Source organism: Vibrio sp. 1CM2L, from assembly GCF_023161695.1.
GTDB classification, from domain to species: Bacteria; Pseudomonadota; Gammaproteobacteria; order Enterobacterales; family Vibrionaceae; genus Vibrio; species Vibrio coralliirubri.
This window is the reverse complement of record NZ_JALNTT010000001.1, coordinates 667,950-693,522: the sequence shown is the minus strand read 5'-3', so window position 1 is coordinate 693,522 and position 25,573 is coordinate 667,950. Positions and strand designations below refer to the sequence as shown.

Genomic DNA, 25,573 nt, shown 5'->3' with positions numbered 1-25,573 from the left:
ATCGCCCTTTGCCAATAATGTGCACCACCACACGCATCAATATCTATACGCATGAGTGGCATATTTGCTATTGTAGTCAGTAGTTTAGGGCGGGTTACTGACTAATGACCTTACCATTTTGGTCTACAGCATGAACACTGAAGTGATTTTTAGCTGGGTCGATACCAGGTATTTGAGAGCTTCGAAAATTGTTTTAACTGGGATACCTTGTTTACAAGCAAGGTCGATTAATGTTGTTTCATCAACAAATTATTGGGACGAAACAGAGATGATGAACAAATCAGCAGTAGAGCTATGTGAAGAATTCTTGGTAAACGATAGAACTTATAATGTCGAAAATGATATTTGGGCAAGTGTTGTTGAAATTACCGACAGGTTGTTAGCTCGCCGAGCAGAGATGACAGTGGTTTATAAAGAGTTAGGTGAAAACTATGAACAAAGCCACATAAACGTATTTTTAGACATAGTTATGTCTACTGCCGCATTTTGGAACCCTCAGGCGGCAAGTGAGTATCGATCTCAGAAGAAACACCTAATAGAAACTAATGCTGAAATAGCAAAAGTTGCTGAAAAGCTGGCGGCATTACTTGCGAAACGAAAAGAGTTAAATAATAGCTCCAATTTTTACAGTAACTCCCATTACAGTATTGTGGACGTCATTGATAGTGCATCGCAATACAATGGTCACTATAAAGGCTTCTTAAAGCAGCCATTAGAAAGCCTTAGTGGGCAGTATGACCTTAAATATTGGCCTAGTCTGTCTGAAGTGGTAAGTGAAATTGGCATAGATGCAAAGAGTTCAGAGGTTTATTCAAGTGATTCTTGGACTGAAGCGGCGACCTCTTCTCAACGATCGTCAGTTGCGGACTTTTTCAGAGCGCTATTTGCTGCAATTGAAGAGCACAGTGAACACATCAATAGTGTTTTACCCCTAAGTTTTAAGCTTACGGATAACTCTTTATCAATTATTGCAAATTGCGCTCTTAATTTGGAGCCAGAAGAAGTAATCGATGGCCAAATTGTTAAGGGTATACGACAGCGTTTAAGAAAATCTGCCTAACAAACACTATGACACCATTAACTAAATTTTGGCGCTGTTTCCATCCCGTATAGCGACATATCTAGTAAACTATTTCAGGACGTTAAACACTAAGTCACCACAATCTGTAGAGGAAAAGTGCATTGAAGTTAACGAATAAACTCGTACGTTACCCGCACATTGATGTTGATCGTGCGTTTGAAAAAGAAGCTGAATTATTGCAGCAAATTCAGGCGGGTGAGATTGGACAAGCCTTAATGCTGTGGCAAGCAAAAACGCCAACACTCGTTTTGCCCGCAGGTAAAAAGTGGCCAGTGACCGTAGAGTCTAGAAAGCAACTCGCGGCACAAGGCTGGCAACTCACCTCACGTAAAACGGGTGGTGCTCCTGTTCCTCAACTGCCGGGGATCATTAACCTATCGCACATTTACCATTGGCCTCGTGATGAAGCCTACAACATCCAAAAAGCGTATCGACATTTATGCGACGTCTTAACCCTGTTTTTTAAAGAACTGGGCATCGATGTGGATGTACATGCCACCCCCGGTTCTTATTGTGATGGCGACTATAACCTCAATATCAATAAACAAAAATTAGTGGGCACTGCGCAGCGTGTATTGCTTAAACAAGGGGGCGGCCAAATCGTACTTTCGCAAGCTTGTATCTTGTTGGATGTCGACCTAGAGAACATCGTTACGCCCGTGAATTTTTATAATCAAGTTTGTGGAAATCCAACCGTGGTGGATGCGCAGGTTCATACTCCGTTGTCCGCATATCTGACAACTCTACCCAACGTAGACTCACTCTTTCAGCAGTTAAGCCAAGCTTTCATCAAGCATGCGTAATACCACCTTTCGTTAACGCCAAACTAATTTGCCGATGGTAGAACGATTTCAATACTATGTGTCGATGATAACGAATGGGTTGAACTTGAGGGGGTGAGAACTTTATAATGTTACTTGTAACATAATAAAGAGTTCAAATAGTTATGACAGAACAGCAGAAGAAAACTCGAACCACACTTCAAGATGTTGCAGACAAAGTGGGGGTCACAAAGATGACCGTCTCTCGTTACATGCGCAATCCCGATTCAGTCGCAGCCAAAACACGCGTTAAAATTGCTGCGGTTATTGAAGAGATGGGATACATCGAAAACAAAGCGCCAGCTATGCTCTCGAAGTCGTCGAGTAAAGCGATCGGTATCTTGCTCCCTTCGTTATCAAACCAAATCTTTGCCGCGTTTGTTCAAGGTATCGAAACGGTTACCAAAGAGAATGGCTACGAGACGTTGCTTGCTCACTTTAGCTATGATGCTGTGGAAGAAGAGGAAAAAATTGCTTCGCTGCTTTCGTATCAAGTTGATGGGTTGATATTGACGGAAAGCCACCACACCCCCCGCACGTTACAGATGATCAAGAATTCAGGTGTTTCTGTTGTTGAAACGATGGAACTCCCAACCAATCCGATCGACATGGTTGTTGGCTTGGACCATATTGATGCTTCTTACCATGTCGTGAAGCGAATGATTGAAGCTGGAAAGCGCTCTATTGCTTACTTTGGCGCTCGATTGGATGCGCGAACTAAGCTGCGTTTACAAGGTTATGACAAAGCGATGCATGAGGCTGGATTAGAGCCTAAACACGTGTTGACTGAACAGCACTCTAACTTCTCTTTGGCTGAAGATCTGCTTGATCGCGCTCTTGCGGATTACCCAGATCTAGATGGCGTGTTCTGCACCAATGATGACATCGCGATAGGTACCTTGCTCATTGCCCAGCAACGTGGAATCCAAGTGCCGCAACAGCTATCTGTAGTGGGCTATAACGCGTTAGATATCGGTCAAACCATACGCCCAAAACTGACTAGCGTGGATACGCCACGTTATGAAATAGGTAAGAAAAGTGCCGAGCTACTGCTTGCCCGATTGAAAGGTGAGCCAGTTACGGAAACGGTAGTGGATATGGGCTATCGCATCACCGATGGCGAAAGCGTTTAACCAAGTGTCGTGGAAACTGAAAGGGGCATCGAAATGATGCCCTTTTGCTTTTACATTTAAGCGATAACACAGTTAGACGATAAAACTCGCCCCTTGTTCTGCACTCGAAACGCTTTGGCGCATCACGCTAAATAGGTTGCGCCCCATGGTTTGTTGGTTGGCGTCTGCCTCAAACACTCTCGCTTGGCGAGATTGCACGTCGTTGAGGTTATTGAGTTCGCCACTCGCGCAATCTAAGCGCAGGATGTCGCCTTCGCGAACAAGCCCAATAGTTCCGCCTCGAATCGCCTCTGGTGAGACATGAATCGCGGATGGGATCTTTCCTGAGGCTCCAGAGAGGCGACCATCGGTAACCAGAGCCACTTTAAACCCTTGTTTCTGAACATTACCTAGAATCGGCATAAGCTTATGCAGTTCAGGCATACCGTTCGCAGCTGGGCCATTGTTTATCACCACAACAATGCAATCTTTGTTGAGTTCACCTCGTTGATACGCCGCTTCTACCTTATGTTGGCAATCAAAAACTACCGCAGGTGCTTCTATTACACGTTGCTCTTCTGCAACCGCTGACACCTTAATCACTGCGTTGCCAAGGTTCCCAGAAAGGACTCGCGTTCCGCCTGTGCTTTGGAATACTTGTTCTTGGCCTGCAATTACCTCTGCGTCTGCCGACTGTTCGCACTTTTTCCACGTTAGCTTTCCATTTTCAAGCTCTGGAATACTCATTTGATCTTCAAACGAGCCAAAGGTAGGTGTGACATCTCGGTGCAGTAAGTTGGCTTGATCTAAACGGCGTAACAGCGCGGGAACTCCGCCTGCCGCTTGGAACGCATTCATATCTGCTGGACCGTTGGGATAAACTCGAGCAAGTAAAGGCACCACATCGGATAGGTCGCTGATGTCTTGCCAAGTCAGAATAAATCCTGCTGCGCGTGCTACCGCGACCATGTGAATGCTGTGGTTAGTGCTGCCACCTGATGCGAGTAGGGCAACAATGCCATTAATTAAGCTTTTAGCGGTAAAGACTTCAGAAAGTGGGCGGAAGTTTGTGGCTTGTGGTGTCATTGAAGCAATTTCAATGGCGGCATGCTGAGTGAGTGACGCACGTAATTCAGAGTCAGGGTGAATAAACGCTGAGCCTGGTAGCATTAGCCCCATCGCTTCAAATACCAGCTGATTGGTATTGGCTGTGCCGTAAAAAGTGCAGGTGCCCGCTGAGTGATAAGCGTTGCACTCCATATCCAGCAAGGTACTTTTTCCTACGTTACCAGCCGCGTATTCTTGGCGAATGTGTACTTTCTCATCATTGCTGATACCCGTTGCCATCAAGCCAGCCGGAACAAAGGCCGTCGGTAGATGCGCAAATGAGAGAGCGCCCATCAGTTGTCCTGGAGCTATCTTGTCGCAAATACCAAGTAATAGGGTTGAATCAAACACGTTGTGACTCAGTGAAAGAGCCGTTGATTGAGCAATCAAGTCCCTTGAAAACAAAGACATATCCATGCCTGGTTGCCCTTGAGTTACACCATCGCACATCGCGGGAACACAACCTGCTACTTGAGAGGTGTGGCCGAACTTAGCTAACGCCTTTTTGATCTGATCTGGATAGTGTTGATACGGCTGGTGGGCGCTTAACATGTCGTTGTAAGAGCTTATTAACGCCACATTGGATTTAGTGAGATCAAGAATCGAGCGTTTCTCATCGGAACAAGAAGCCGCGACAGCGTGAGCCAAGTTGCCGCAAGAAAGCCCTTTGCCACCTTTGCCTGCAGAGGCTTGATGTTGAGTTCGGTTTAGAAACGCTTCACGAGTCGTTTTGCTTCGTTCAATTAATCGTTGAGTCACCGCTTGGATGGTTGGAAGGGTCATGCTGTTTCTGCCTCATCAGTCATTGAAAGCACAATCGCAGCACAGTCCACAACATCATCAATATCGCCATCAATGCTGATGACAACCGTATCTGGCTCGTGATCGGGCCTTTCTAACGTTTCGAATTGGCTTTTAATCATGTTCTCTTTCATGAAGTGACCTTGGCGCTGACGCATTCGATGCAAGATCAGGTCAACGTCGCCATCTAAAAAGAGAAAGGTGAGGTTTTTGTTCCCTTCGCGAATTTGGTCACGGTACTTCTTCTTCAACGCAGAACACACAATAATGCCGTGCTCATTTTTACTTTCTAGGCTGTACGCTGCATCACGAACCCGTTCCAGCCATGGAATGCGATCATCATCATTAAGAGGTTGGCCTGACGCCATTTTTTGAATGTTTGCTCGAGGATGAAGGTCGTCACCATCAATAAACTTACGCCCAAGTTTTTTTGCCAACTGCTCGCCTATCGTGCTTTTCCCACAAGCACTGACACCCATGACGATGACACTACTACCAGCCATAACTCAATCCTCTTAACAAATTTGCGCGTGATCTCAATTTTGAACATCGCTTGTAAATATGGCTTTATCTTATAAGTGTTATCGGTAACATGTTACCGGTAACTTAAGGAAGTGTGATGAAGGACACAAAACAACAATTGTGATTGTTTTTGCATCCTACTGACGGAAAATTAGTCACATCTCACTATATTCGCGTTTAAAAATCACTGGAAAGAGATCTTTGGGGGATAAAATGGCCAACGATTACCGCGCAATTGCGAAATCTGTTGTTGAGCATCTTGGGGGCAAGACAAATGTGGCTGCCCTAACACACTGTATGACTCGACTAAGATTCGTTTTACACAGCCAAGATGGTGTCGATATCAACAAACTAAAAGCACTGAAAGGTGTGATGGGTGTTGTTGATAATGGAGACAAAGTACAAGTTATCATTGGTAACGAGGTATCGTATGCATACAAAGAAGTGATGGCGCTTTGTGAGCTATCCACTGTATCTGAGTCAGAGGTTCCTGCTAAAAAAGAGAAGCTAACGGCTAAGTCAATTGGTGCGAAAATGTTGGACGCGCTGGTTGGTACCATGTCGCCTCTTATCCCAGCAATCATTGGCGCTTCAATGGTCAAACTGCTCGCCATGGTACTTGAGATGTTGGGCTGGGTTGAGCCAAATGCGCCTACCTTGATTATCTTGAAAGCGATTGGCGATGGCGCCTTCTTCTTCCTACCGGTTATGGTTGCCGCTTCCGCATCGATCAAATTCAAGACCAACATGTCTCTTTCCATTGCGATTGCCGGTGTCTTGATTCACCCGAACTTTATGGAATTGATGGCGCAAGCTGCAGAAGGCAAGCACGTTGATTTCTTCGGTATCCCAATCACGTCAGTAAAATACACTTACACGGTTATTCCTGTACTTGTGATGACTTGGGCTCTTTCTTACATAGAACGTTGGGTAGATAGCATTACCCCTGCTGTGACTAAAAACTTCCTGAAACCTATGTTGATCGTATTGATTGCAGCTCCGGTTGCTATCGTACTTATCGGTCCATTTGGTATTTGGGTAGGTACTGCACTTTCAGCGCTTGTTTACACAATTCATGACACATTAGGTTGGTTGTCAGTTGCTATCATGGGTGCATTGTGGCCTCTACTTGTTCTTACTGGTATGCACCGTGTATTTACTCCAACGATTATTCAAACCATTGCCGAAACGGGTCGTGAAGGTATGGTTATGCCTTCAGAAATCGGTGCCAACCTCGGTATGGGTGGTGCGTGTCTGGCTGTTGCTTACAAAACCAAAAACAGCGCACTAAAGCAGACATCATTAGCCGCGGGTGCTTCAGCTATCTTCGCCGGTATCTCTGAGCCTGCATTGTACGGCGTGCTTGTTCGCCTGAAACGTCCACTTATCGCAACAATGATTACTGGTTTTATCGTAGGTGCATTAGCGGGCATGGGTGGTCTTGCGAGTCACTCGATGGCAGCACCAAGCTTGTTTACGAGTGTTCAGTTCTTTGATGTGAATGACCCGATGAGTATCGTTTGGGTGTTCGGTCTGATCGCATTGTCTATTGTTCTGTCATTTGTTCTAACCCTAGTTCTAGGCTTTGAAGATGTTCCAGAAGATGATGCCGATGAGAAAGCAACTTCAGAGCCAGCAAAGAAAGAAGCTGGCAAGGTAGAAGACAAGCCGACAGTTGTGTCCGCGTCTTAATTAGAATTGATTAATTTATTCAGTCACCTTACTTCAGCGTAAGGTGACTTTTATTGTTTCCGAGGTATTCGATGTCAAACATTCAATTTCCCGAAGATTTCTTATGGGGCGGCGCTATTGCCGCAAACCAGTCTGAAGGCGCTCACTTAGCGGGTGGTAAAGGCCTAACAACCGTAGATATGATCCCTTACGGTGAGAACCGTATGCCAATTAAGCTTGGTCAGGTTGATAAGGTGACGCTCAGCGAAGACGAGTTCTACCCAAGCCATAACGCCATAGACTTTTATCACCGTTACAAAGAAGACATCGCCTTGCTGGCAGAGATGGGATTTAAAGTCTTCCGCGTATCCATCGCTTGGAGCCGAATCTTTCCAAAAGGTGGCGAGCTAGAGCCGAACCAAGCTGGCTTAGATTTTTACCGTGATGTTTTTGAAGAGTGTAAGAAATACGGTATTGAGCCGCTCGTTACCTTGTGCCATTTCGATGTGCCAATGCACTTGGTCAACGAGTATGGTTCGTGGCGTAATCGTAAGATGATTGAGTTCTTTAGCCGTTACGCGAGAACGTGTTTCGAGAACTACAAAGGTTTGGTGAAGTATTGGCTAACCTTCAATGAGATTAATATCTTACTGGCAAGCCCATTTTCTGGTGCTGGATTGTTGTTCCAAGAAGGCGAAAATCACGACCAAGTGAAATATCAAGCTGCCCACCATGAGCTAGTAGCAAGCGCTCTGGTAACAAAGATTGCCCATGAGGTTGATGAGCAAAACCAAGTGGGTTGTATGCTGGCGGGCGGTAACTTCTATCCATATTCATGTAAGCCAGAAGATGTGCTTATGGCGATGGAAAAAGATCGCGAGAACCTGTTCTTTATCGATGTTCAATCACGTGGTTACTACCCGTCTTATGCTCAAAAAGTGTTTGATAACAAAGGTGTGGTGCTTGAAACACAAGAAGAAGATTTCGAGATTCTAAAGAACACCGTCGATTTCATCTCATTTAGTTATTACGCTTCACGCTGTGCTTCTGCCGATATGAATGCGGGTAACACCAGCGCGGCTAATGTTGTTAAGTCCATCAAAAATCCTCATCTTCCAGCAAGTGATTGGGGCTGGGTCATTGATCCTACAGGTCTTCGAATTACGATGAACACACTCTATGACCGTTACCAGAAACCACTTTTCTTGGTAGAAAATGGCTTAGGTGCTCGTGATACCTTGGATGACAATGGAGAAGTGAACGATGATTACCGCATTGATTACCTTCGTCAGCACATTGTTGCGATGCATGAAGCAATGGAAGACGGTGTACCACTGATGGGCTATACACCTTGGGGTTGTATCGATCTTGTCGCGGCATCGACCGGAGAGATGAGCAAGCGCTATGGGTTTATCTATGTGGACAGAGACAACCTAGGCAATGGTACGTTAAATCGTATTCCTAAAAAGTCATTCCACTGGTACAAAAAAGTGATCGCAAGCAACGGCAGCGACTTGGCTTAATTTGTCTGTTTGATAATGAGAGAAATGAACAATGAAAACAATTGAACAGCGACTTAGAGATATTCGCATCGTTCCGGTGATCGCCATTAATGACGTTGCTCAGGCTGTGCCGCTTGCGAAAGTGTTGGTTGAAAATGGTTTGCCTTGTGCTGAAGTGACATTTCGTACAGAAGCGGCAGCAGAGTCGATTCGTTTGATGCGTGAAGCTTACCCTGAGTTACTGATTGGCGCAGGTACTGTGCTGACTACAGAGCAGGTGGATACTGCCATTGATGCGGGTGTTGATTTCATTGTCAGCCCAGGTTTGAATCCAACCACAGTCAAATACTGTCAGCAAAGAGGGGTTACGATCGTTCCCGGAGTGAATAACCCAAGCTTGGTTGAACAAGCCATGGAAATGGGGCTTAAGACACTAAAGTTCTTCCCTGCAGAGCCATCTGGCGGTGTCGCAATGTTGAAAGCGTTGACGGCTGTTTATCCGGTTAACTTTATGCCGACAGGCGGAGTAAGCTCAGCGAACGTTGAGTCTTACTTAGCACTGAAATCAGTTGTTGCCTGCGGTGGAACTTGGATGGTACCGACAGACAAAATGGACAAGGGTGATTGGGATGGGATCGCAGAATTAGTCCGAGCGGTCGGCTCCAGATAGTTCGACAGAGAGCGACATAACTAGAAAATGAAAGGGTCAGCTGATACTGGCCCTTTTTATTTGTTTTCACTCAGCTCTCTATAGATCGCTGGCTTGATATCCAACAGTGGTGTGTTGTTCAAGCAATCTAAGCCTCTTACGGTTACGGTGTGATTCTCGATTTTTTCAATCGGTAGCACTGCGGCACCGATTGGGTTTGGTCTGTGCGGTGAACGCAGTGCGAAGGTGCCTTTGGTCGGTGTTTCGTCATTCCTGCTTTGTATCAATTCATCTCGTTTTGCGCCCTCTAACCAATACAAGATTAAGATGTGGTCACCGCCGTTTAAACCCAGTAAGCCTTGCTGATAAACGTCATCTAAGATGATTTTACAGATTGGGCCGTTGTCCGGTTGGATGTTATTCGGACACTCCGAAACCGAGTGATAAGGCGTGGCAATTCGGCCAATAAATTTCAGTTCTGCAGCCATATTCAGCTCCATTTATCTCTTTATTAGTCTTTTTATTTGTCATCGTTTTTCATGGTCATTAAGGTGTAGATGAAGATCGTAATCAAGATCACCACACCGCCGACAATACTGGTCAAAGGCGGAATTTCGGTGAAGAAGATAAACGCCCAAACTGGCGCTAACACAGTTTCCAACATCAGAGTCATTGATACCTCTGGCGCGGTAATGTGGCGCGTTGCGACCATAGATAACACTCGGCCAACAGGTGCCGTAAACAAGCCCATCATGCCCATGATTAACCACGTTTCAACGCTGTAGCTTGATGGCGTTGCAAAGAAAAACATCACAACCGCTAGCAACAAACCACCTAGGCCAACGCTCGCCAATCGGCTGACGTCTTGATATTTACGCAGCAGGGTAAACATCATTGAAAGGCAGATCACCGCGAACACAGCCAACGCATCGCCCATCCAATTGCCTGAAGAAAACGAACCTGAAACCACAATCGTAATACCAATCATTACCGCAACAATGGCAATCAAAGTCGATCGACTAGTGGCTTCTTTTAGGATCAACCAGCTGAAAATAGCGGCCACAGCAGGGGCTGCACTCAGGATCACAAAGGTATTGGCAATCGAGGTCATCTTGATGCTGAACACCAAACCTGAGGCACTGCCGAGCATAAGAATACCCGCTGCTAACAACGGCCAACCGCTTTGTGTTACTGCTTTTCGAATACCACGCTTGTCGTTGAACTTAAGCAAAATCGGCATCGAGATTGCGCTGAATAAGCCGAACAAGAAGGCCGTGTCGAAGCCGCTTACGCCAGCATAGCGAATGAATATCGGATCAATACTCATCAATACAGCGCCTGCAATTGCGAGGGTAAAGCCGAGGGTTCGTGTGTTTCTTGCTTCAGTTTTAGGGAGGTTCATTGTCGTCATTTCTCTATCCAATTATCTGCTATCAATAAATCATACTAGTGAGTATGATTTTAAAAATTGGTTGAGTCAACACAAATCATACTTTAAAGTATGATCTCTGTTTTGGGGTGGATGAAGTAATGAGCAAGATTGAGCAGAACAAAGAGAAGAAACGACTCGCGATTTTAAAAGCGGCGAAGGAGATATTCCTCGTGGAAGGCTACGTGCAAACCAGCATGGACCGAGTCGCTAGTGAAGCGAAAATGACCAAGCAAACGCTTTATCGTTACTTCTCTTCTAAAGATGTGTTGTTTGAAGCGACGTTAAGACAAATGGGTAGCCAGACAGACGATAAGTTGGTGGTGCATTTGCAACACGCCGATACTCGACAAGCGCTATTGGGCTTCGCAAAAGACTTCGTTTTGTTTCACCTTTCGAGCGAGCATATTGCGACCTTTAAGTTGTTGATAGCAGAAGGCAGTAAGTCTCCAGAATTAGTTAGCCGTTTTATGGACGTTGGCCCAGATGATACCGATCGAGTGCTTGCTCAGTTTTTCAATGAGCGATTCGATATTGAAGAACCACAAACCAAAATTAAGCTGTGGCTTGGTATGGTGATGAGTGTCAGAGAGGGTGTGTTGATGGGAATGCCTGCACCCACAGAACAAGAGATTGCAGCTCACGTTGAAGCGAGTACTGACTTGTTGTTAGCGGCTTTGGCTTAGGTAGGGCTGTGAACCTGAAAAAGTAAGATATACGTTAGGCGCTGCTGGACTTTGATTATTCCATAATATGGAGTTGCAACGCCTGTCGTTTGGTCTGTTTACGAGCTAAATCGAGCGCTTACCAAGCAAAGGTTTTAATGACGTTTTGCTTAGTGATTGGGTTGTGAGCGATGTCTTGATTGATCTTATCAAGAAACGGCTTGCGAGCCTGAGGCAACATGCCACGCATTGGTGAGATGTTATTGCCGTGGTCGCCCCAGTAGTAGCAATCGAAATCTTCTAGGTTTTCGAGTAAGTATTTTTCTTCTTCAAGAATCTGCAATGGCGTTGGTAAAACAAACTCGCCACGGTTTACTTCTTTCTCTAATACCGATCCCGGTTGAACGGCTAAAGCCATAGGTGCAATCGCATCCGGCTGCATGATGTTCAGCAAGCTGGTGGTATTAATCGCATGCTCGACAGAACGTTCTTTGCCGCCAAGGCCAAAGATGAAAGAAGCCAGTACCTTGATGTCTGCTTCACGGGCTAAGTTCATTCCTTCAATCGCATGCTCACGCGTCATGCGCTTTTGAATGCGTTCAAGAACAATTGGGTCACCGGACTCCAATTGTTCTTGATCTCTGGGAAGGTGATCTTGATGTAATCTAGAATCGAAATCAGCATCTCGGTTCGGATTGCCATCACGTTACCATCGACTAAAAAGATAGACTCTACATGCGGGTAGATCTTTCTCGCTGCATCAATATCTTCAAAGATGTCTTTGATGTCTCTTACTTTGAAACGCTTATCATCAAACATCGTGCAGAAGGTACATTGGTTATTACTGCACCCCAATGTTGTCTGGATGAGTACGCTCTCTGCTTCCATCCAAGGACGATAAACTTTACCTTCAAAACGCATAAATGCTCCTCGGCCGTAGCCTGTGTTGTTTCGACGGGGGCAAGTTTAGCAATCTGCATCTTGGGTGATAATTGGGCAAAGTGGTGAATCAGTATTAAAGAAATTTTAATAATCGAAAGAGCACGCAGTTCTTTGTCTGTATGGATAGAACTGCGGCTTGGATTGTTGGGGGAGAGTGTTAGTGGTATTTTTACTAATGAATGATCAGTGCGCAACGCACAGCTTTTCTTCGAGCAATTGATCAAGCACGGTCACCAGCTTATGGTTCTTAGTGTTGTCTAATGCGTCGGCGTGTGGGTCTTTGAACAACCCAGAATCATTATCAAAATATTTACCGGAAGCGTTGGCAAACTCATCACTGAACGCAGCACGACAAAGAATATCGGCACCAATCGCTAGATCGTTTCCATCAACGCCATAAGCATCTTTTACTAATTTACTGCCAAGGAAAGAGGCTGGGTTTACAGGGATAATTGCGGTGCCCTTGTCTAAAAGAGTATTGGCTAATTCGATGGACCACATCGTTAGCGCCAGCTTACTTTGCGCGTAAACCGGACCATCAAGCTCTCCCGCATTCGGGCTAATCAATGCATCTAAATCGACGGGTGCTTGGGCTGCTGAAGATAGGTTGACGATACGACCTGTCGCATCAAAAAGAGGAAGCAGCTTTTGTGTCAGGAGATACGGCGCAATGGTGTTTACGACAAAACGCACATCAAGATTGTCTGGAGTGGTGATGTCCGACACTTTATACACACCTGCGTTGTTAATGAGTATATCGAGTCGTTTGTGACCGCTTTTGATTTGGGTTGCGAGCGCCTCAACTTCAGAGAGCGTCGATAGGTCTGCGATGTAGCTTTCGATGATTGCATTCTTAGACAGGCGAGACAGAGCGGTCACGACTTTATTGACCTTAGCTGGGTTGCGGCCATGAATTAGAACATGGTGCCCTTGCTGCGTTAGTACTTTTGCGGTCTCTAAACCGATGCCATCCGTGGCCCCTGTGATCAGAATTATTTTTTGCATGTTCCGTCCTTCAAAAAATAGTTTGAACAACGTTATAACAAAGATTAATGACACATAGTTGCATTTGGCTCACAAGCTGAAGACTCAAATATGAGTCTATGGGGCAAATAATGACCATTTTAACACTTGGTGGGTAACAGCTGGCGTTTAACCATTAAGTAAGACAATGGGTCAGTTTGTGGCTGACCCAAATTAAGAGAAGTGACCGAGTTATTTGATGTCTTGAACGTTCATAACCAGAGTTTCCCAGTTACGTTGGTTTTCCATATCGTGCTCTAGGCCTTGCTCATCGGCAATTTGGAAGCGCTTAACCGCAGGGGTTTTGCTGGTGGCTTGATACAACCAGTAAGCTTCCGCTTTGAGTGCTTCGTCGATCGGTTTATCAATAGATTCATACACCGCTTGCTTACATGCATTGATCGATTCGGCAGGGAATTGAGCGATTCGTTTGGCAAGAGTATCAACATATTCACCAATTTCATCCGGCTCTAGTGCCTTGTTGATAGTGCCGTATGCTTCGGCTTCGTCAGCATCAAAGTCTCGTGCACTTAGGACGATTTCGAGTGCGCGACCTAAGCCGACTTGGCGTGCCATACGTGATGCACCGCCACCACAAGGAAGGATGCCCATACCCACTTCCATTTGCATGAATTTGTATTTCCCACGAGCCGCGAATCGCATGTCACACGCCAGTGCAAATTCGTGGCCTCCACCTCGAGCGAAGCCTTCAAGCTTGGCAATGGTGGCTTGTGGCAGTTTGCTGATTCTTTCTAGCACCACTTGCAGGTCGAGTAACTTCGCTTCTTCACGAGAAACGGCTTCTGTCGACATGTCTTTTAATAGATTGGTGTCGTAGTGGCAGACCCAAACTTCAGGGTTTGCTGACTGAAATACCACGACCTTGATGTCACGATCGCGCTCTAGTCTCATAGCTAAACCATTGAGGTCGGCAAGCATCTCTTGCCCTTGAACATTCACAGTACCGAAGTCAAAAGTGACGGTAAGAATCCCATCCTCGGCTTGAGCTTTAAACGTTGTATAACCTTGATATGCCATTTCCATATTCCTTCTGAGAGATTTCATTTCAGCCTATTCAGTGTGAATGCGACCTAAATTCAGGCTAGCGAGGAATGTTCGAACCAACAATTAACCATTAAACGAAACACTATTAACGAATTATTAAGAGTGTTGGCGAGTTTTGTAATTTCAATTTATTCAATGCCTTAGTTGGATATTTTAATGTTGAAAGTATCTTGCCAACTCGATTGTCAACGAAATCTAAAAACTCATTCCTTGCCTGGCGCTCTTATCCTTTTCATTTAGCTTCGTATACTGCTCAACTAGGTAATTAGCCCCAAGGTACAGACAAGAGTGAACCGACTTATGCAGATGAGATCCACGACTTTGAAAACCATTATTGAGAAAACACTGCCACTGACGCTGGGCGTGTTTGCGATCATGATGGTGCAATTGGTCGATTCGATCTTTATTGGTCAGCTAGGGGTTAATGAGTTGGCGGTTCACGGTATCACCTTGCCATTTCAAGCGGCGTTTACCGGAGTTCAAGTGGGCATCGGTGTGGCGGCAACGTCCATTATTTCTCAAGCGGTAGGGGCAAAAGAACAACGTAAATCCACCTCAATTGCCACGTTGTCGGTCGGGTTTGGTGTGGCGGTAATAGCCTTAATCTGCTTAGGCCTGATTGTTTTTAGCGATTCTGTTTTTGCGTCGTTTGTGAATGATGTCTCCGAGTCTCAATACCAATCCATGCTGTCGATTTTTAATGTGTACTGGCCACTGTGGTTGTTCAGTGCATTGATGGTGGCGGTGCTTTATCTGGCCACCTGCGTTTATCGTGCCAATGGCGATACCAAAACAACCGGCAGCATGTTTTTGGCTGCCAGCGTGATTAACCTAATTCTCGACCCTATTCTGATCTTTGGATTGGATATGGGCATTGCAGGGGCGGCGATCGCATCGAGCATTGGCTACGCTTTCGGCGCAATCTATATGCTAATCAAGTCTCGCGGTAAAGGTTGGTTTGGCTTCAATGGCGCGCGCAGCAACCAAATCAAAGGCTACAGTTTTGAGTTATTCAAGACGGTAATGCCAACCACTGCGAATCAGATATTACCTGCGGTCAGCGCGTTCTTTTCAATGCTTTTGATTGCGAGAATCGGAACCGATGAGATGGCTTTTTGGAGCTTACTCGCCCGTGTTGAAAGTTTTATGCTGGTGTTTTCTCTTGCTCTGACCATGTCTATCCCGCCTATGATTGGTCGTTACCTAGGGGCGCAGCAGCGATGCAAAATCCCTGAGCTATTGAATACAACAGCGAAGTTCTTATTGGTTTTCCACACCGTGATGGCAACATTGTTGGCGCTGTTTAGTGGCTGGATTATTCCTGTTATCTCGGAAGAACAAAGCATACGCAGCTGGTTTGAAGTGACCTTGTTATTTATACCGTTCAGCTATGGCCCGCTTGGGCTTTGCATGTTGGTTGCTTCGGTCTTTAATGCCTTAGGTGTGCCTCGCAAAGCTTTGAATGTCTCTTTCTTACGCTTGTTTGTTTTCTACATTCCTGCTTTATGGCTCGGCTCGATAACTGGAGACATGATCAATGCGGTTATTGCTGCGACCGTCGCCAATGTTTTAGCGGGCGCTTTTGCATGGTTTAAGCTTAATGCCTATATTAAAACTCACATTATTCCCCGTTCCGCTGCGGCCAATAAGCAGCGTTTACTCAGCGCAGGCTAGCCATTATTGATGAATATTGAACATCTGAAATTGTTTGTGCGACTCGCGTCTACGCACAATATAAGTCAAGCAGGACAAGAGCTTGGGTTGTCACCTCCGGTAGCCAGTATTCATATCGGAAAGCTCGAAGAAAGCCTAGGTGCACGTCTTGTGCATCGCACCACGAGAAAGGTTTCCCTGACCGAAGAAGGCATGGCATTTCTTCCTCACGCCAAGCAAATCCTTTTGAGTGTCGAAGCGGGTGTTGCCTCTGTCGGAACCGGTAATGAACTACCAAAAGGGGTGTTGCGAATATCTGCACCTTCTTCGTTTGGTCGAATGCATGTTATGCCTGTTCTGAAAGGGTTTTTGGCTAAGTATCCAGATCTGTCGGTGGACATTTCACTCAGTGATTCAATCGTCGATTTAGTTGATGGTGGCTTTGATGTGGCGATTCGTAATGCGGAGCTACAAAACTCAAGCCTGATCGCTCGCAAGCTCTCTACTGATAAACGTATTTTGTGTGCATCACCAGAATATCTGGCAGCTCATGGCTATCCGAAAACACCAGAAGACCTCAAGCAACATCAATGTATCAATCAAACCGGCTTAGAAGGGTGGACGTTCGATACACCAGAAGGTGATGTCACCATCAAGAAGAAAGGTGCTATCCGTGTCGATCACGGCGAAGCGGTAAGGGATGTATGTGTCGATGGCTTGGGCATTGCCATGTGTGCGACTTGGATAGCATACAAGCAGCTCGCGGAAGGTTCGCTGGTTGAGGTGTTGCCAGATTACCCTTTAAAGGATGAGGCGGCTATCTGGGCGGTATACCCGAGTGCCCAGTTACTTGCGCCTAAGGTTCGCGTATTTATCGATTACTTTGTTCAATATTATGGTTCACCTTCTTATTGGGATTGCGAAGTAAACGGTCAAGCTCAGTAGCTATCAGCTTCAGTAAGAGTAGCGTTCAAGAAGCACTCATTGATAACAAATAAGAAAGCCCCGACCAAAAGGTAGGGGCTTGTTTTTATGTTCTTTATAGAACGTTTTTCTAGCTAACTGCTGTTGTTTTTATTTAGTGTATCTGGCGTTTAATGAGCGTGTACCGCTGAATCTTGGTATAGCTCTGCATCAACTTCTTCGCCTTTGTTTGGACGCGGTACAATCTCAAAAGAGGTGTCAGCTTCTGTCAGTGAAGACAGCAGTTTGTTAAGTGATGTCTTATCACCTTTCACGCCTGCTTGTCCGTCTTCTAACAGTTTTCCTAGGCTTGTTTTCTTAAGCACGATGTCAGACACGTCAGACTTATTGATGATCAGTGTCGTATCGGCGTCTTGTAGCTCGCTCACTTGAATATTGTTCAGGTTACCGTTAGACATTTCAACGTAGTAGAACTCTTGCACGTCTGGTAGCTGAATATTCAACGTAAATGGTGTTTCTTGTGCTTTTAGCGAATCCACTTTTACGGCTAAGTAGTCGAGTAGGTTTTCAATGGTCATGTTCGCTAACACATCCGGTGATGCTGTTTTCGGTGCGCCCGGTTGTGTGCCAATACGAAGCTCTTGAGCGCCGGTTAGGTAGATGTTTCTCCAGCCTGCCCCTTCTGATTGATAACCCAATTGCTCGTACGTATCTGCCAATAAGCCACGTGCAACTTTGTTCTCTGGTTCTGCTTGAATCACCTTATTCAGTGCTGTTGCAACGAAGCGATATTCACCTTCTTGGAAGTCTTGCTGCGCTTTTTCAATCACAGCGTCGCTGCCGCCCATGTATTCAACAAACTTCACTGACTCTGGCTTGATTGGTAGTGGATTTAGGTTAGCTGGGTTCATGTCGAAGTAACCAAGATACATGTTGTACACCGCGCGGGCGTTGTGAGAGTAAGTACCGTGGTAACCGTTAGTGTGCCAAGACTGTTGAATGCTGTCTGGCATGACCTTGTAAATCTCGTCCCCGATGTCTTGTAGAACCACACCGTTATTGGCTAAGCGAAGCGTTTGGTTATGAGTAAAACCGTAAGCGTCACGCTGCATTTTTAGGTAATCAGAGATCTCTTGTTCACCCCAAATTGGCGATGAGTGAGACGCAAACAGCACCTCAGTATCTTCACCCCAAGTGACTAACATCTCGTTGATCTTCTTAGACCATTTCAAGCCGTCACGTACTTTAGCGCCACGCAGCGTGTACAGGTTATGCATGCCTTGGTAGGTCAGTTCGCCAGTCCAGAGTGCTTTCATGCTTGGAATATACGTCACCATTTCAGAGGCCGCTTCGGTACCTGAAGCATCCATGAATTGCATTTCTAGGCCGTCGATAACCAGAGTTTCAATCTCTTCGTTATGGTTCAGCTCGTAGTCCGGCAGGACGTAAGTAATGCTGCCGGTTGATAGACCTTTCGACAGTGCCGCATCCACAATACCGTGTTCGTGTCGGTTCAGGGTTGCGCCATATTGATAAGCAGTACGACGAGACATTGCATTACCCGCCAATACGTTTTCGTCGACGATCTCTTTAGTGATGTTTTTCGAACCGTACACTTTTACATCTGGGTACGCGTCTTTGATTGCTCTTGCGCCACCAAAGTGATCAGCGTGCGAGTGAGAGTAAATCATAGCAACGACGGGCAGTTCGCCGCCATCAGGCACATTGCTCTTGAAGAATTTGAGTGATTTAGCGGCCGCTTCTTTGGTAAGAAGAACGTCGTAAGCGATCCAACCGTTGTCACTACGAATGAAAGAGATAGACGCTAAGTCAGCACCTCGAACTTGGTAAACTTTACCCGGAACAACTTCATATAAGCCTTCTGCTGCTTGGTTCAATACCGCTTGGCGCCACAGTGAAGGGTTTACTGAATCTGGTGCTTGGTCTGCATTCGTCACACTTGGGTCGATAAAGTTAAAGCTATTGCGAATGATGTCGCCCGTCTCTTGGTCGAAGCTAGCAATAAGACCCTTGTTGTTATTGTCGAAAGCGCGAGTGTCGGCAAAGTTAAGTGTTTTTGCGAACTCTTGGTTTGCCTTAGTCGTCATCTCGGTTGCGCTTTTGCCACCTTGGTCGCCAATTTCGCTGAAGTGTGCGTGGTCATGGTTAGCTGCAACTGCAGGGAATGCGAGCGAGATAGCTAGGAACAGTGATGCATTTTTGAACGTGCGTGAAGTCGTCATAAGAGCCTCTTCATTTCAGAATTTTGTTTCGTTGAGGCGATTATAGGAATAAGACATATAGCAAAAAATAAAGTAAGCTTTATTTAATACATCACGATTGGCTATGTATTGAGTCATACAATGGTTGGGGAACGAACACGAATCCTGACCTATGATTGATTAAGACCACATTGACAGGGAGAGTAACGGTGAGCGACGTGGAAAAGTTGGATTTAAATCTATTGAGCGTGTTCTTAGAAGTGTATCGATTAAAGTCGATCACGCTTGCATCAGAATCGCTTGGTATGACTCAGCCTGGGGTTAGCGGGGCATTGAAGCGATTGCAATCTCAGCTTGATACCGACCTGTTTATTCGTGAAGGGCGTGGGATTATTCCGACTAACGCTGCGGTGCAATTGGCAGACCGAGTAGAGCCTGCTCTAGAAGGGATAAGCAGCGCAGTAAGCACTTTAAAGACATTTGATAATCAGCAGCATCATGTGTTTCGTATCCTGGTGAATGAGATTGGATTAACCAAGCTTCAACCTCTCGTCGAGCAAGATGAGACGTTGGGCAATATCTCGATTGAATTCAATATGGTGCCGAACAACGAAGAAGAATTATTGCAAGGCTTGAGCATGCAACAAGCTGATTTAGCGATTGATATCCATTACCCGCAAGTTAACGGCTACATGAAGCAGCCTGTGATTGAGGATGCACTCGTATTGATAGCTCGAAAGGGGCATCCTAGAATCAATGGTTCAGTGACTGAAGAGCAATATTACAACGAAAAGCATGTTACTTTTAGAATGCGTCGAACCCGTTTATATACGGCAGATTATTTTACCAAGTCACCACTGAAACAGAGAAAAGTGAGTGCAGAGTGTGACTCACTGATGACCATGTGTGTGCTGGTATCGGGCTCAGATTGTGTTGGCAGTACGTCGCGTGATTTTGCCAATCAATTTTCTGAACCTTTCCAGCTTCAAGTCCTTGATCAGCCGTTTGAAATCTTACCGATGCAGCAATACATGATCTGGCATAAGAGAACCGATTTGAATCCTGCTCATCAGTGGTTGAGAAACAAGATTCAACAATACATGGCTGATTAACGAGCCGCTCTTGCTGCTCGTTTTTGTTTGGCGCTCTCTATCATCTTAGAAGGCGTCATACCGGTCACTAGCATGGTGCCAGTAATAACCAGAACCGATCCGAAAATAGTGTTAAGGCCAATCGCTTCGTCTAGGAACAGGTTGCCCCACAAGATGCCAAACACTGGGATCAAAAAGGTTACAGACAGAGCCGAAGGCGCACCCAGTTCAGAAACGAGATTGAAGTAAAGCAAGTAAGCAAGGCCAGTACACACGGCGCCTAATAAGATCACTGATGTGGTGATGGTGAGATCCGGAGCCTCTCTCATCGGCATAAAGAAGACAAACGGTAATACGATCAAGACCGCCGCCCACATGCTGCCATGAGCATTGTTGAATGCCTCAACTTTAGGTGCTTGCTTGGTATAGTTTGATGCGATTCCGTAACTAAAGGCCGCCATCACCGCCGCAAAGATTGGAAGCACAGCCTCACGACCAATGTTCATCGCATCCCAACCGACCAGCACGCCAACTCCCGTTACCCCAATCCCAAGTCCTAATAGAACACGCGCCTCGAGTGTAGTTTTGGTCCATATCGCACCTATGATTGCCGCCCAAATTGGCGCTGTCGAGTTCAAGATAGCGAGTGTCGAGGCGTTCAGTGTCTGTGCGGCATAAGCGAAAAGTAAAAAGGGAACCGCAGTATTGAACAATCCAAGAATAAAGAAGTGCTTAGCATGTGAATTGAACGACAACTTCTTTCTTAAGTAGATAGCGACCAATAATAGAGTGATGGCAGCAAATAGCACTCGCGCTTCAATCAACACGGCTGGGCCCAATGGATTAGCGGCAATTCTCATGAACAGAAACGAACCGCCCCATATAGCTGCGAGAGTTATTAATTTTAGAAAGTTCACGGCTTATATCTCAGAATGTGTAAAACCCGACTATGGAGGAAAGATAACTATTACACAAACATAGATACCAATACTGTGCAGTTATGGACATAAGTTTGAGTTCTTAAACAGGAACAGCTTCGATGAATTTCGTTCTGTTTATTGAGCCATATTTGATGAGTAATCTAGCGTTAGACATCAAACTGAGGTGAACAAAATGAAGATTGAACACATCGCAATTTGGACCAAACAACTCGAAGTGCTGAAGCGATTTTATGAAGACTATTTCGGCGCGACATCGAATTCAAAATATCACAACCCAACTAAAGGGTTTTCTTCATACTTCCTCTCTTTCGAAACAGGGAGCCGTCTAGAGATCATGGAAATGGACTCGGTGCCTGAATCGAAAGATGACATCTATGATCAGTTTACAGGCTTTGTTCATATGGCGATTTCATTGGGCTCGGAACAAGCGGTCGATGCACTCACTCAACGCTTGGTTGAAGATGGTTATGAGCGCTTAGATGGCCCAAGAAGAACAGGCGATGGCTATTATGAGAGCTGTGTACTCGATCCAGATGGTAATCGCTTGGAGCTTACCGTTTAATGGAGGGAGCTTGAATAGCTTTTAACTCACCAACGGAACTGAGGTATTACAATGATGAAGCATGCTATGACTTTCCTTTTTAGTCTTGGGCTTATGGGATGTGTAACCTCAGAACCGGTGTATGAGCAGGAGACGGACGCGAAACCTGAACCATCACAACCCATAGGTTACCTTGGTTTTAAAGCTCACCAAGAGTGGGCGATTCAATTCAATGATTGCACGGTCTACGATTTAATCGGCGCACAACCCTACCAGTGGTTTGATCGCACTTCAGCCTCTGTGAGCTGTTATACGTTCAAGCCAAACGATGCCATCGAGCCATTATCAGTCTATGCCGACGCAAACTTCGACAGCAATAAGCTATCCCCGATTAACCGCTTTCAAGAGTTGCAGGTATCAGAGTCAGGCTGGGGCAGCTTTCCTGCCGTCTATGAGACCAACGGCACCAATTGGCTGAAAGTCAAAGAGGGTTGGATTCACCTCACACTTGCTGATCAGACTCTCGTCCAGTTCTACCCAGGAACTCAAGACCTATCCGGCAAATCGCAGCATGATCAGTATTTTGAGCAGCATTGATGTTGGGGTGCCATTCGTTCTTATTATGATAAGAGGTTTGCTCAGCTTATTTGGAAGCTGAGGCGTTGAGTGCTGTGACTATTTCTAGAATTGATTCGAATTCATATTCGGTGAAGCATTGGCGTCTATCTTGGCTATAGGTGAAGTTGTATAAGTAGTTGAATATGGTACGCCAATGCTGCGACATCTGGTAAGAGATGCTCTTTTGATATTGGGTTGGTAGCCATTGAATTAGCTGGTTTAAGTAGTCTTGGTGCCATTCAGTGCCGTTGAATTCAAGGTCAGGTTCTTTGCTTTCAGTTAGAGCGCATAGAGTGACATCCCAATAGCCGCTTGGATATTGCTTGGTTTGAGTCGACCAGTTTTCTCCCCACCAACCAATACTCTTTTGCTCAATATCAGTCTCGGAATTGTTTTCCGAGGGTGTTGTGTATAGGTAATAAAGATTGTAACGACCAGCCATTATACCTTGGGTAAGATTGGTGATAGCGCCACCGCGAATGAAACTCTCGTGTTCTAGAAAGAAGTCGAATCGGTGATGTTGAGGCAATATCTTAGACAAACTTATCCAATGGGCGTGGGCTGCATAGACGGGTCGAAGCACGCTTCCTTCATTGGACTGACACTCCATTTGATAGGTGTAACCTAATTCATCAAATTTACTTCGAGAGAAAATCTTATCGTAAGTCGCTTGAACGGTTTCTAAAGGTGAAGTTGACGACTCATCCGTTGTTTCTACGGAGTCTAAGTAATAAATCCCTGCGGGGCTGTTCTGTGTGTCATGTCGATAAAAGTTGTCAGTGTCTAAGACATGGAAACCATACTGGCTTTCGGTAGTCGAAAGGTTCCAGCATTTCAGGGTATTTCCTTTTCCTGAGCGTGATAAAAATACGAAGCTTGAGGTGTGCAGCGACATGCTGCTTTCGGCCTTGCTAAGATACTTTTGAATCAGCAGTTGATTGAACTGTTGCAGCAATTGAGCCAACTGTTTTATACGTTCGTAGAACAATTTGCTATTGAGTTGAGATAACCGTTGAAGATCTTTAGGTGAAACGCCAGAAGTGATCAGCGTTAACAAAGGCTGCAGTTTGCTACTGGTCTTTTGTGGATTGAGTAGGCTGAACACCGTTGAGCATTGTTTGCATTTAACACGCGGTGTGCCGATCTTTGTGCTCCCATAGGCACTGGTTTCAGTGTGTTTTAAGCAAGTAGGGCATTCAATCTCAGGCAAGCGGAGTTGATTAGTTTCGATTTGCTTTGCTAAAGCGAGGATCGGCTCGTTTTCCAGTATCGGAGTAAATGCCCCACACAAAGGGCATTTATAAGACGTGAAGCCTAATTGAGAGCTGCGCTGATAAAGGCTTAGATCAGGATTAGCTAGGTTAAAACAGTTATATGTTTTACAGCAATTGAACTGAGTTCTCATGAGTGTTGTACCTGCTAATCCCTGATACGTATCTTATGACGTAAGTTGTTGGATATCTCTGTTACTGACGACTTACATCGACTTGACGACCAAGTTCAGGAACTATGATGTTTTTACGTTCTTGGAAACCTTCAATCAGTACTTGCATGACCGGATCTCCGTTCGATAGTGTTTCGCCTTTATTAAATACAGTGTAACCATCGCCACCACTGGCCGCGTATGAATACGTTGCCACTTTGTACTTCTGATTCTCGGATACGGGCTCGCCGTTGATACTCAAGCTAATCAAACGCTCACCTTCCGGTTCTGTACTGTCGTAAGTGGCTTTGATCCCTGAGAATTGCGCCAGACCGTAAGGCAATGTGTAGCTGTATTCAAGCAGCTCTTGAACGTTGTCACCCGTTAGTTCAACCACCGTTAGTGTGTCAGTAAACGGGAAAAGGTTCATTACATTTTCACGAGTGACTGCACCTGGATTTAGGTCAACACGAAGGCTGCCTGAGCTGATCATCGCGATGTCAGCTTGGCCTGCATCTTTCATCAAATCAGCCACTAGGTTGCCAACATTCGATTCTCGATAGTAACGGCGTGATGCGGCTTTATCTAGGGTAGAAAGCTGATCGGCTAATGTTGGGTGAGCATCGCGAATTTTCTGAATCAATGCGTAAGTCGCTTCGTCACGCTCTAATTTGGCAGATTCAACGGGAATCAATTTTCCGCCTAAGAATTTCACATCATGCTTTTCGGTATCGACGGTAAATTTGGTGTAGCCAAGGTGCATGCCTTGACCAAAGGTTAAGCCGATAACGGTGCCTGTTTTTGGATGAACGACTGGTTCAACTAAGCCATTGTCAGAGTGACCTCCGAAGATCACATCAACGCCTTTGAGCTTTCCTGCCATTTCGTAGTCTTCATCGAATCCGCGCTGAACTTCTGCATCGGCTTCTTTGTCGGTTTGCATAGGCGCCGTCTTGTTTTGGTGCGTTAGTACCACGATCATGTCGACATCATCGCGGATTTTATCAGCCCATTTTTGAGCGATTTCCGTAGGATCTTTGACGGTTAGCCCTTTACGGTTTCCTTTCCACATTGTGTTGTAGAACGCATCAATTCCCATGACACCAATTACGCCGATTTTAACGCCATCACGCTCAAGGATTGTGTAAGGTTGAGCAAACATCGAATCAGAAGCTTCATGGAAGATATTCGCGTTGAGCACAGGGAAACGAGCACGAGGCATAGTTTCTACCAGTGATTCCCAACCGTATTCGAATTCATGATTACCCAGTGTGATTACGTCATAACCCATTGAGTTATACAGGTCGAAAGGCAGCTTACCTTTCGATTTTTTAGAGAGTGCGCCCGTATAAATATCACCAGCGTCTAATAGAAAACTGGTTCCTTCTTCAGCTTGAACGTTTTTGATCAACGTCGCCAAGTAAGGGATACCGCCAATCAGCTCAATGTCATCATTCCAGAACGCGTCTACGGGTTCGTAAACACTTTCAATATCGTTGGTATGAAGCAGAGTGATCTCTTTTATTTCGGCTAAGGTTGGCATTGAAGCCACTGTCGTTAATACGGAGACAGCAAAGCATAAAGGTTTCATTTTAAGGTTTTTCATAGCGTGCTCATGTCAGTGAAGGAAACGTTTGCCATTTTAGTGAGCACGAGTGGGATGAGTGTGCGCTAAAGCACAGTCTTTAGCCTAGATTGATCCTAGAAATTAAGAAATTACCTTTTGAGTTGGTTTTAATGAAAGGAGTCATGTGGGCTGGTATGAGCTCA

At 45.5% G+C, this 25,573-nt stretch carries 22 protein-coding genes and 2 pseudogenes; 12 read left to right on the top strand and 12 right to left on the bottom strand.

All coding sequences use genetic code 11. The features are described 5' to 3' along the window. Positions 1-11 precede the first annotated feature (11 nt). Positions 12-172, bottom strand: a pseudogene (locus MSG34_RS02890) (IS110 family transposase); the annotation flags it as partial. Here MSG34_RS02890 and MSG34_RS02885 point away from each other — a divergent pair. The 3 genes from MSG34_RS02885 to MSG34_RS02875 all read left to right on the top strand — a co-directional run bounded on the left by MSG34_RS02885 (position 131) and on the right by MSG34_RS02875 (position 3,035). Then, positions 131-1,060, top strand: coding sequence for a hypothetical protein (locus MSG34_RS02885; protein WP_248336234.1), 930 nt, complete (start codon positions 131-133; stop codon positions 1,058-1,060). The pseudogene MSG34_RS02890 and the gene MSG34_RS02885 sit on opposite strands and share 42 nt — an antisense overlap. A 122-nt stretch (positions 1,061-1,182) precedes the next feature. Continuing rightward, complete coding sequence (locus MSG34_RS02880) at positions 1,183-1,884, top strand: lipoate--protein ligase (protein ID WP_248336233.1); 702 nt, start codon at positions 1,183-1,185, stop codon at positions 1,882-1,884. A gap of 143 nt (positions 1,885-2,027) precedes the next feature. After that, complete coding sequence (locus MSG34_RS02875; RefSeq protein WP_050651076.1) at positions 2,028-3,035, top strand: LacI family DNA-binding transcriptional regulator; 1,008 nt, start codon at positions 2,028-2,030, stop codon at positions 3,033-3,035. A gap of 72 nt (positions 3,036-3,107) precedes the next feature. On the opposite strand, the gene edd is transcribed toward MSG34_RS02875, so the two are convergent. Then, entirely contained in the window at positions 3,108-4,904 is a 1,797-nt protein-coding gene (gene edd, locus MSG34_RS02870; protein WP_248336232.1) for a phosphogluconate dehydratase, read from the bottom strand. After that, positions 4,901-5,425 (bottom strand): gluconokinase, encoded by a 525-nt coding sequence (locus MSG34_RS02865; protein WP_017631475.1) that lies wholly within the window; start codon positions 5,423-5,425, stop codon positions 4,901-4,903. Before MSG34_RS02865 ends, edd begins: the two co-directional genes overlap by 4 nt. A gap of 232 nt (positions 5,426-5,657) precedes the next feature. On the opposite strand from MSG34_RS02865, the gene ascF reads away from it, so the two are divergent. From ascF to MSG34_RS02850, 3 genes are all read left to right on the top strand, one after another. Next, positions 5,658-7,136, top strand: coding sequence for a PTS cellobiose/arbutin/salicin transporter subunit IIBC (ascF, locus tag MSG34_RS02860; protein ID WP_248336231.1), 1,479 nt, complete (start codon positions 5,658-5,660; stop codon positions 7,134-7,136). Between the two features lie 71 nt (positions 7,137-7,207). Beyond that, positions 7,208-8,638: a 6-phospho-beta-glucosidase gene (ascB, locus tag MSG34_RS02855; protein WP_248336230.1), complete on the top strand. Its 1,431-nt coding sequence runs from the start codon at positions 7,208-7,210 to the stop codon at positions 8,636-8,638. Between the two features lie 31 nt (positions 8,639-8,669). After that, positions 8,670-9,287 (top strand): bifunctional 4-hydroxy-2-oxoglutarate aldolase/2-dehydro-3-deoxy-phosphogluconate aldolase, encoded by a 618-nt coding sequence (locus tag MSG34_RS02850; protein WP_248336229.1) that lies wholly within the window; start codon positions 8,670-8,672, stop codon positions 9,285-9,287. Positions 9,288-9,343: 56 nt separating this feature from the next. On the opposite strand, the gene tsaA is transcribed toward MSG34_RS02850, so the two are convergent. Both tsaA and MSG34_RS02840 read right to left on the bottom strand, forming a co-directional pair. Next, positions 9,344-9,754, bottom strand: a complete 411-nt coding sequence (gene tsaA, locus MSG34_RS02845) for a tRNA (N6-threonylcarbamoyladenosine(37)-N6)-methyltransferase TrmO (RefSeq protein WP_248336228.1) — start codon at positions 9,752-9,754, stop codon at positions 9,344-9,346. A 32-nt stretch (positions 9,755-9,786) separates the two neighbouring features. After that, complete coding sequence (locus tag MSG34_RS02840; RefSeq protein WP_248336227.1) at positions 9,787-10,677, bottom strand: DMT family transporter; 891 nt, start codon at positions 10,675-10,677, stop codon at positions 9,787-9,789. 119 nt (positions 10,678-10,796) lie between these two features. Here MSG34_RS02840 and MSG34_RS02835 point away from each other — a divergent pair, with 119 nt between their 5' ends. Beyond that, the gene (locus MSG34_RS02835) at positions 10,797-11,381 is read left to right on the top strand and encodes a TetR/AcrR family transcriptional regulator (RefSeq protein WP_248336226.1); all 585 of its coding nucleotides are present in this window, start codon (positions 10,797-10,799) and stop codon (positions 11,379-11,381) included. A 118-nt stretch (positions 11,382-11,499) separates the two neighbouring features. Here MSG34_RS02835 and MSG34_RS02830 read toward each other — a convergent pair. The 3 genes and pseudogenes from MSG34_RS02830 to MSG34_RS02820 all read right to left on the bottom strand — a co-directional run bounded on the left by MSG34_RS02830 (position 11,500) and on the right by MSG34_RS02820 (position 14,363). Beyond that, a pseudogene (locus tag MSG34_RS02830) lies at positions 11,500-12,281 on the bottom strand (radical SAM protein). A gap of 204 nt (positions 12,282-12,485) precedes the next feature. Then, a complete protein-coding gene (locus MSG34_RS02825; protein ID WP_248336225.1) occupies positions 12,486-13,307 on the bottom strand; it encodes an SDR family NAD(P)-dependent oxidoreductase in 822 nt (273 codons plus the stop codon). A 210-nt stretch (positions 13,308-13,517) separates the two neighbouring features. Further along, positions 13,518-14,363 carry an enoyl-CoA hydratase/isomerase family protein gene (locus tag MSG34_RS02820; RefSeq protein WP_048609935.1) on the bottom strand — a complete coding sequence of 282 codons (846 nt, stop codon included), beginning with the start codon at positions 14,361-14,363 and terminating at the stop codon, positions 13,518-13,520. A 327-nt stretch (positions 14,364-14,690) separates the two neighbouring features. Between MSG34_RS02820 and MSG34_RS02815 the strand changes: the two genes are divergently transcribed. Continuing rightward, positions 14,691-16,064: an MATE family efflux transporter gene (locus tag MSG34_RS02815; protein ID WP_248336224.1), complete on the top strand. Its 1,374-nt coding sequence runs from the start codon at positions 14,691-14,693 to the stop codon at positions 16,062-16,064. Positions 16,065-16,073: 9 nt separating this feature from the next. Next, complete coding sequence (locus MSG34_RS02810; RefSeq protein WP_248336223.1) at positions 16,074-16,988, top strand: LysR family transcriptional regulator; 915 nt, start codon at positions 16,074-16,076, stop codon at positions 16,986-16,988. A gap of 149 nt (positions 16,989-17,137) precedes the next feature. Here the strand turns inward: MSG34_RS02810 and MSG34_RS02805 are convergent, their stop codons facing one another. After that, positions 17,138-19,210 carry an alkyl sulfatase dimerization domain-containing protein gene (locus MSG34_RS02805; RefSeq protein ID WP_081229243.1) on the bottom strand — a complete coding sequence of 691 codons (2,073 nt, stop codon included), beginning with the start codon at positions 19,208-19,210 and terminating at the stop codon, positions 17,138-17,140. A 188-nt stretch (positions 19,211-19,398) separates the two neighbouring features. Here MSG34_RS02805 and MSG34_RS02800 point away from each other — a divergent pair, with 188 nt between their 5' ends. Further along, positions 19,399-20,301: a LysR family transcriptional regulator gene (locus MSG34_RS02800; protein WP_048609931.1), complete on the top strand. Its 903-nt coding sequence runs from the start codon at positions 19,399-19,401 to the stop codon at positions 20,299-20,301. Here the strand turns inward: MSG34_RS02800 and MSG34_RS02795 are convergent. Further along, a complete protein-coding gene (locus tag MSG34_RS02795) occupies positions 20,298-21,140 on the bottom strand; it encodes a DMT family transporter (protein ID WP_050647680.1) in 843 nt (280 codons plus the stop codon). The genes MSG34_RS02800 and MSG34_RS02795 overlap by 4 nt on opposite strands. A gap of 253 nt (positions 21,141-21,393) precedes the next feature. Here MSG34_RS02795 and MSG34_RS02790 point away from each other — a divergent pair, with 253 nt between their 5' ends. Continuing rightward, the gene (locus tag MSG34_RS02790) at positions 21,394-21,783 is read left to right on the top strand and encodes a VOC family protein (protein WP_248336222.1); all 390 of its coding nucleotides are present in this window, start codon (positions 21,394-21,396) and stop codon (positions 21,781-21,783) included. 51 nt (positions 21,784-21,834) lie between these two features. Continuing rightward, a complete protein-coding gene (locus MSG34_RS02785) occupies positions 21,835-22,359 on the top strand; it encodes a hypothetical protein (RefSeq protein ID WP_248336221.1) in 525 nt (174 codons plus the stop codon). 46 nt (positions 22,360-22,405) lie between these two features. On the opposite strand, the gene MSG34_RS02780 is transcribed toward MSG34_RS02785, so the two are convergent. Further along, positions 22,406-23,485 (bottom strand): hypothetical protein, encoded by a 1,080-nt coding sequence (locus MSG34_RS02780; RefSeq protein WP_248336220.1) that lies wholly within the window; start codon positions 23,483-23,485, stop codon positions 22,406-22,408. A gap of 361 nt (positions 23,486-23,846) precedes the next feature. Continuing rightward, complete coding sequence (locus tag MSG34_RS02775) at positions 23,847-25,409, bottom strand: bifunctional UDP-sugar hydrolase/5'-nucleotidase (RefSeq protein ID WP_248336219.1); 1,563 nt, start codon at positions 25,407-25,409, stop codon at positions 23,847-23,849. Between the last annotated feature and the right edge of the window lie 164 nt (positions 25,410-25,573).

Coding starts and splice junctions, on each gene's coding strand:
- MSG34_RS02885 (WP_248336234.1), top strand. CDS start 131: ATGAACACTGAAGTGATTTTTAGCTGGGTCGATACCAGGTATTTGAGA.
- MSG34_RS02875 (WP_050651076.1), top strand. CDS start 2,028: ATGACAGAACAGCAGAAGAAAACTCGAACCACACTTCAAGATGTTGCA.
- edd (WP_248336232.1), bottom strand. CDS start 4,904: ATGACCCTTCCAACCATCCAAGCGGTGACTCAACGATTAATTGAACGA.
- MSG34_RS02865 (WP_017631475.1), bottom strand. CDS start 5,425: ATGGCTGGTAGTAGTGTCATCGTCATGGGTGTCAGTGCTTGTGGGAAA.
- ascF (WP_248336231.1), top strand. CDS start 5,658: ATGGCCAACGATTACCGCGCAATTGCGAAATCTGTTGTTGAGCATCTT.
- ascB (WP_248336230.1), top strand. CDS start 7,208: ATGTCAAACATTCAATTTCCCGAAGATTTCTTATGGGGCGGCGCTATT.
- MSG34_RS02850 (WP_248336229.1), top strand. CDS start 8,670: ATGAAAACAATTGAACAGCGACTTAGAGATATTCGCATCGTTCCGGTG.
- tsaA (WP_248336228.1), bottom strand. CDS start 9,754: ATGGCTGCAGAACTGAAATTTATTGGCCGAATTGCCACGCCTTATCAC.
- MSG34_RS02840 (WP_248336227.1), bottom strand. CDS start 10,677: ATGACGACAATGAACCTCCCTAAAACTGAAGCAAGAAACACACGAACC.
- MSG34_RS02835 (WP_248336226.1), top strand. CDS start 10,797: ATGAGCAAGATTGAGCAGAACAAAGAGAAGAAACGACTCGCGATTTTA.
- MSG34_RS02825 (WP_248336225.1), bottom strand. CDS start 13,307: ATGCAAAAAATAATTCTGATCACAGGGGCCACGGATGGCATCGGTTTA.
- MSG34_RS02820 (WP_048609935.1), bottom strand. CDS start 14,363: ATGGCATATCAAGGTTATACAACGTTTAAAGCTCAAGCCGAGGATGGG.
- MSG34_RS02815 (WP_248336224.1), top strand. CDS start 14,691: ATGCAGATGAGATCCACGACTTTGAAAACCATTATTGAGAAAACACTG.
- MSG34_RS02810 (WP_248336223.1), top strand. CDS start 16,074: ATGAATATTGAACATCTGAAATTGTTTGTGCGACTCGCGTCTACGCAC.
- MSG34_RS02805 (WP_081229243.1), bottom strand. CDS start 19,210: ATGACGACTTCACGCACGTTCAAAAATGCATCACTGTTCCTAGCTATC.
- MSG34_RS02795 (WP_050647680.1), bottom strand. CDS start 21,140: ATGAGAATTGCCGCTAATCCATTGGGCCCAGCCGTGTTGATTGAAGCG.
- MSG34_RS02790 (WP_248336222.1), top strand. CDS start 21,394: ATGAAGATTGAACACATCGCAATTTGGACCAAACAACTCGAAGTGCTG.
- MSG34_RS02785 (WP_248336221.1), top strand. CDS start 21,835: ATGATGAAGCATGCTATGACTTTCCTTTTTAGTCTTGGGCTTATGGGA.
- MSG34_RS02775 (WP_248336219.1), bottom strand. CDS start 25,409: ATGAAAAACCTTAAAATGAAACCTTTATGCTTTGCTGTCTCCGTATTA.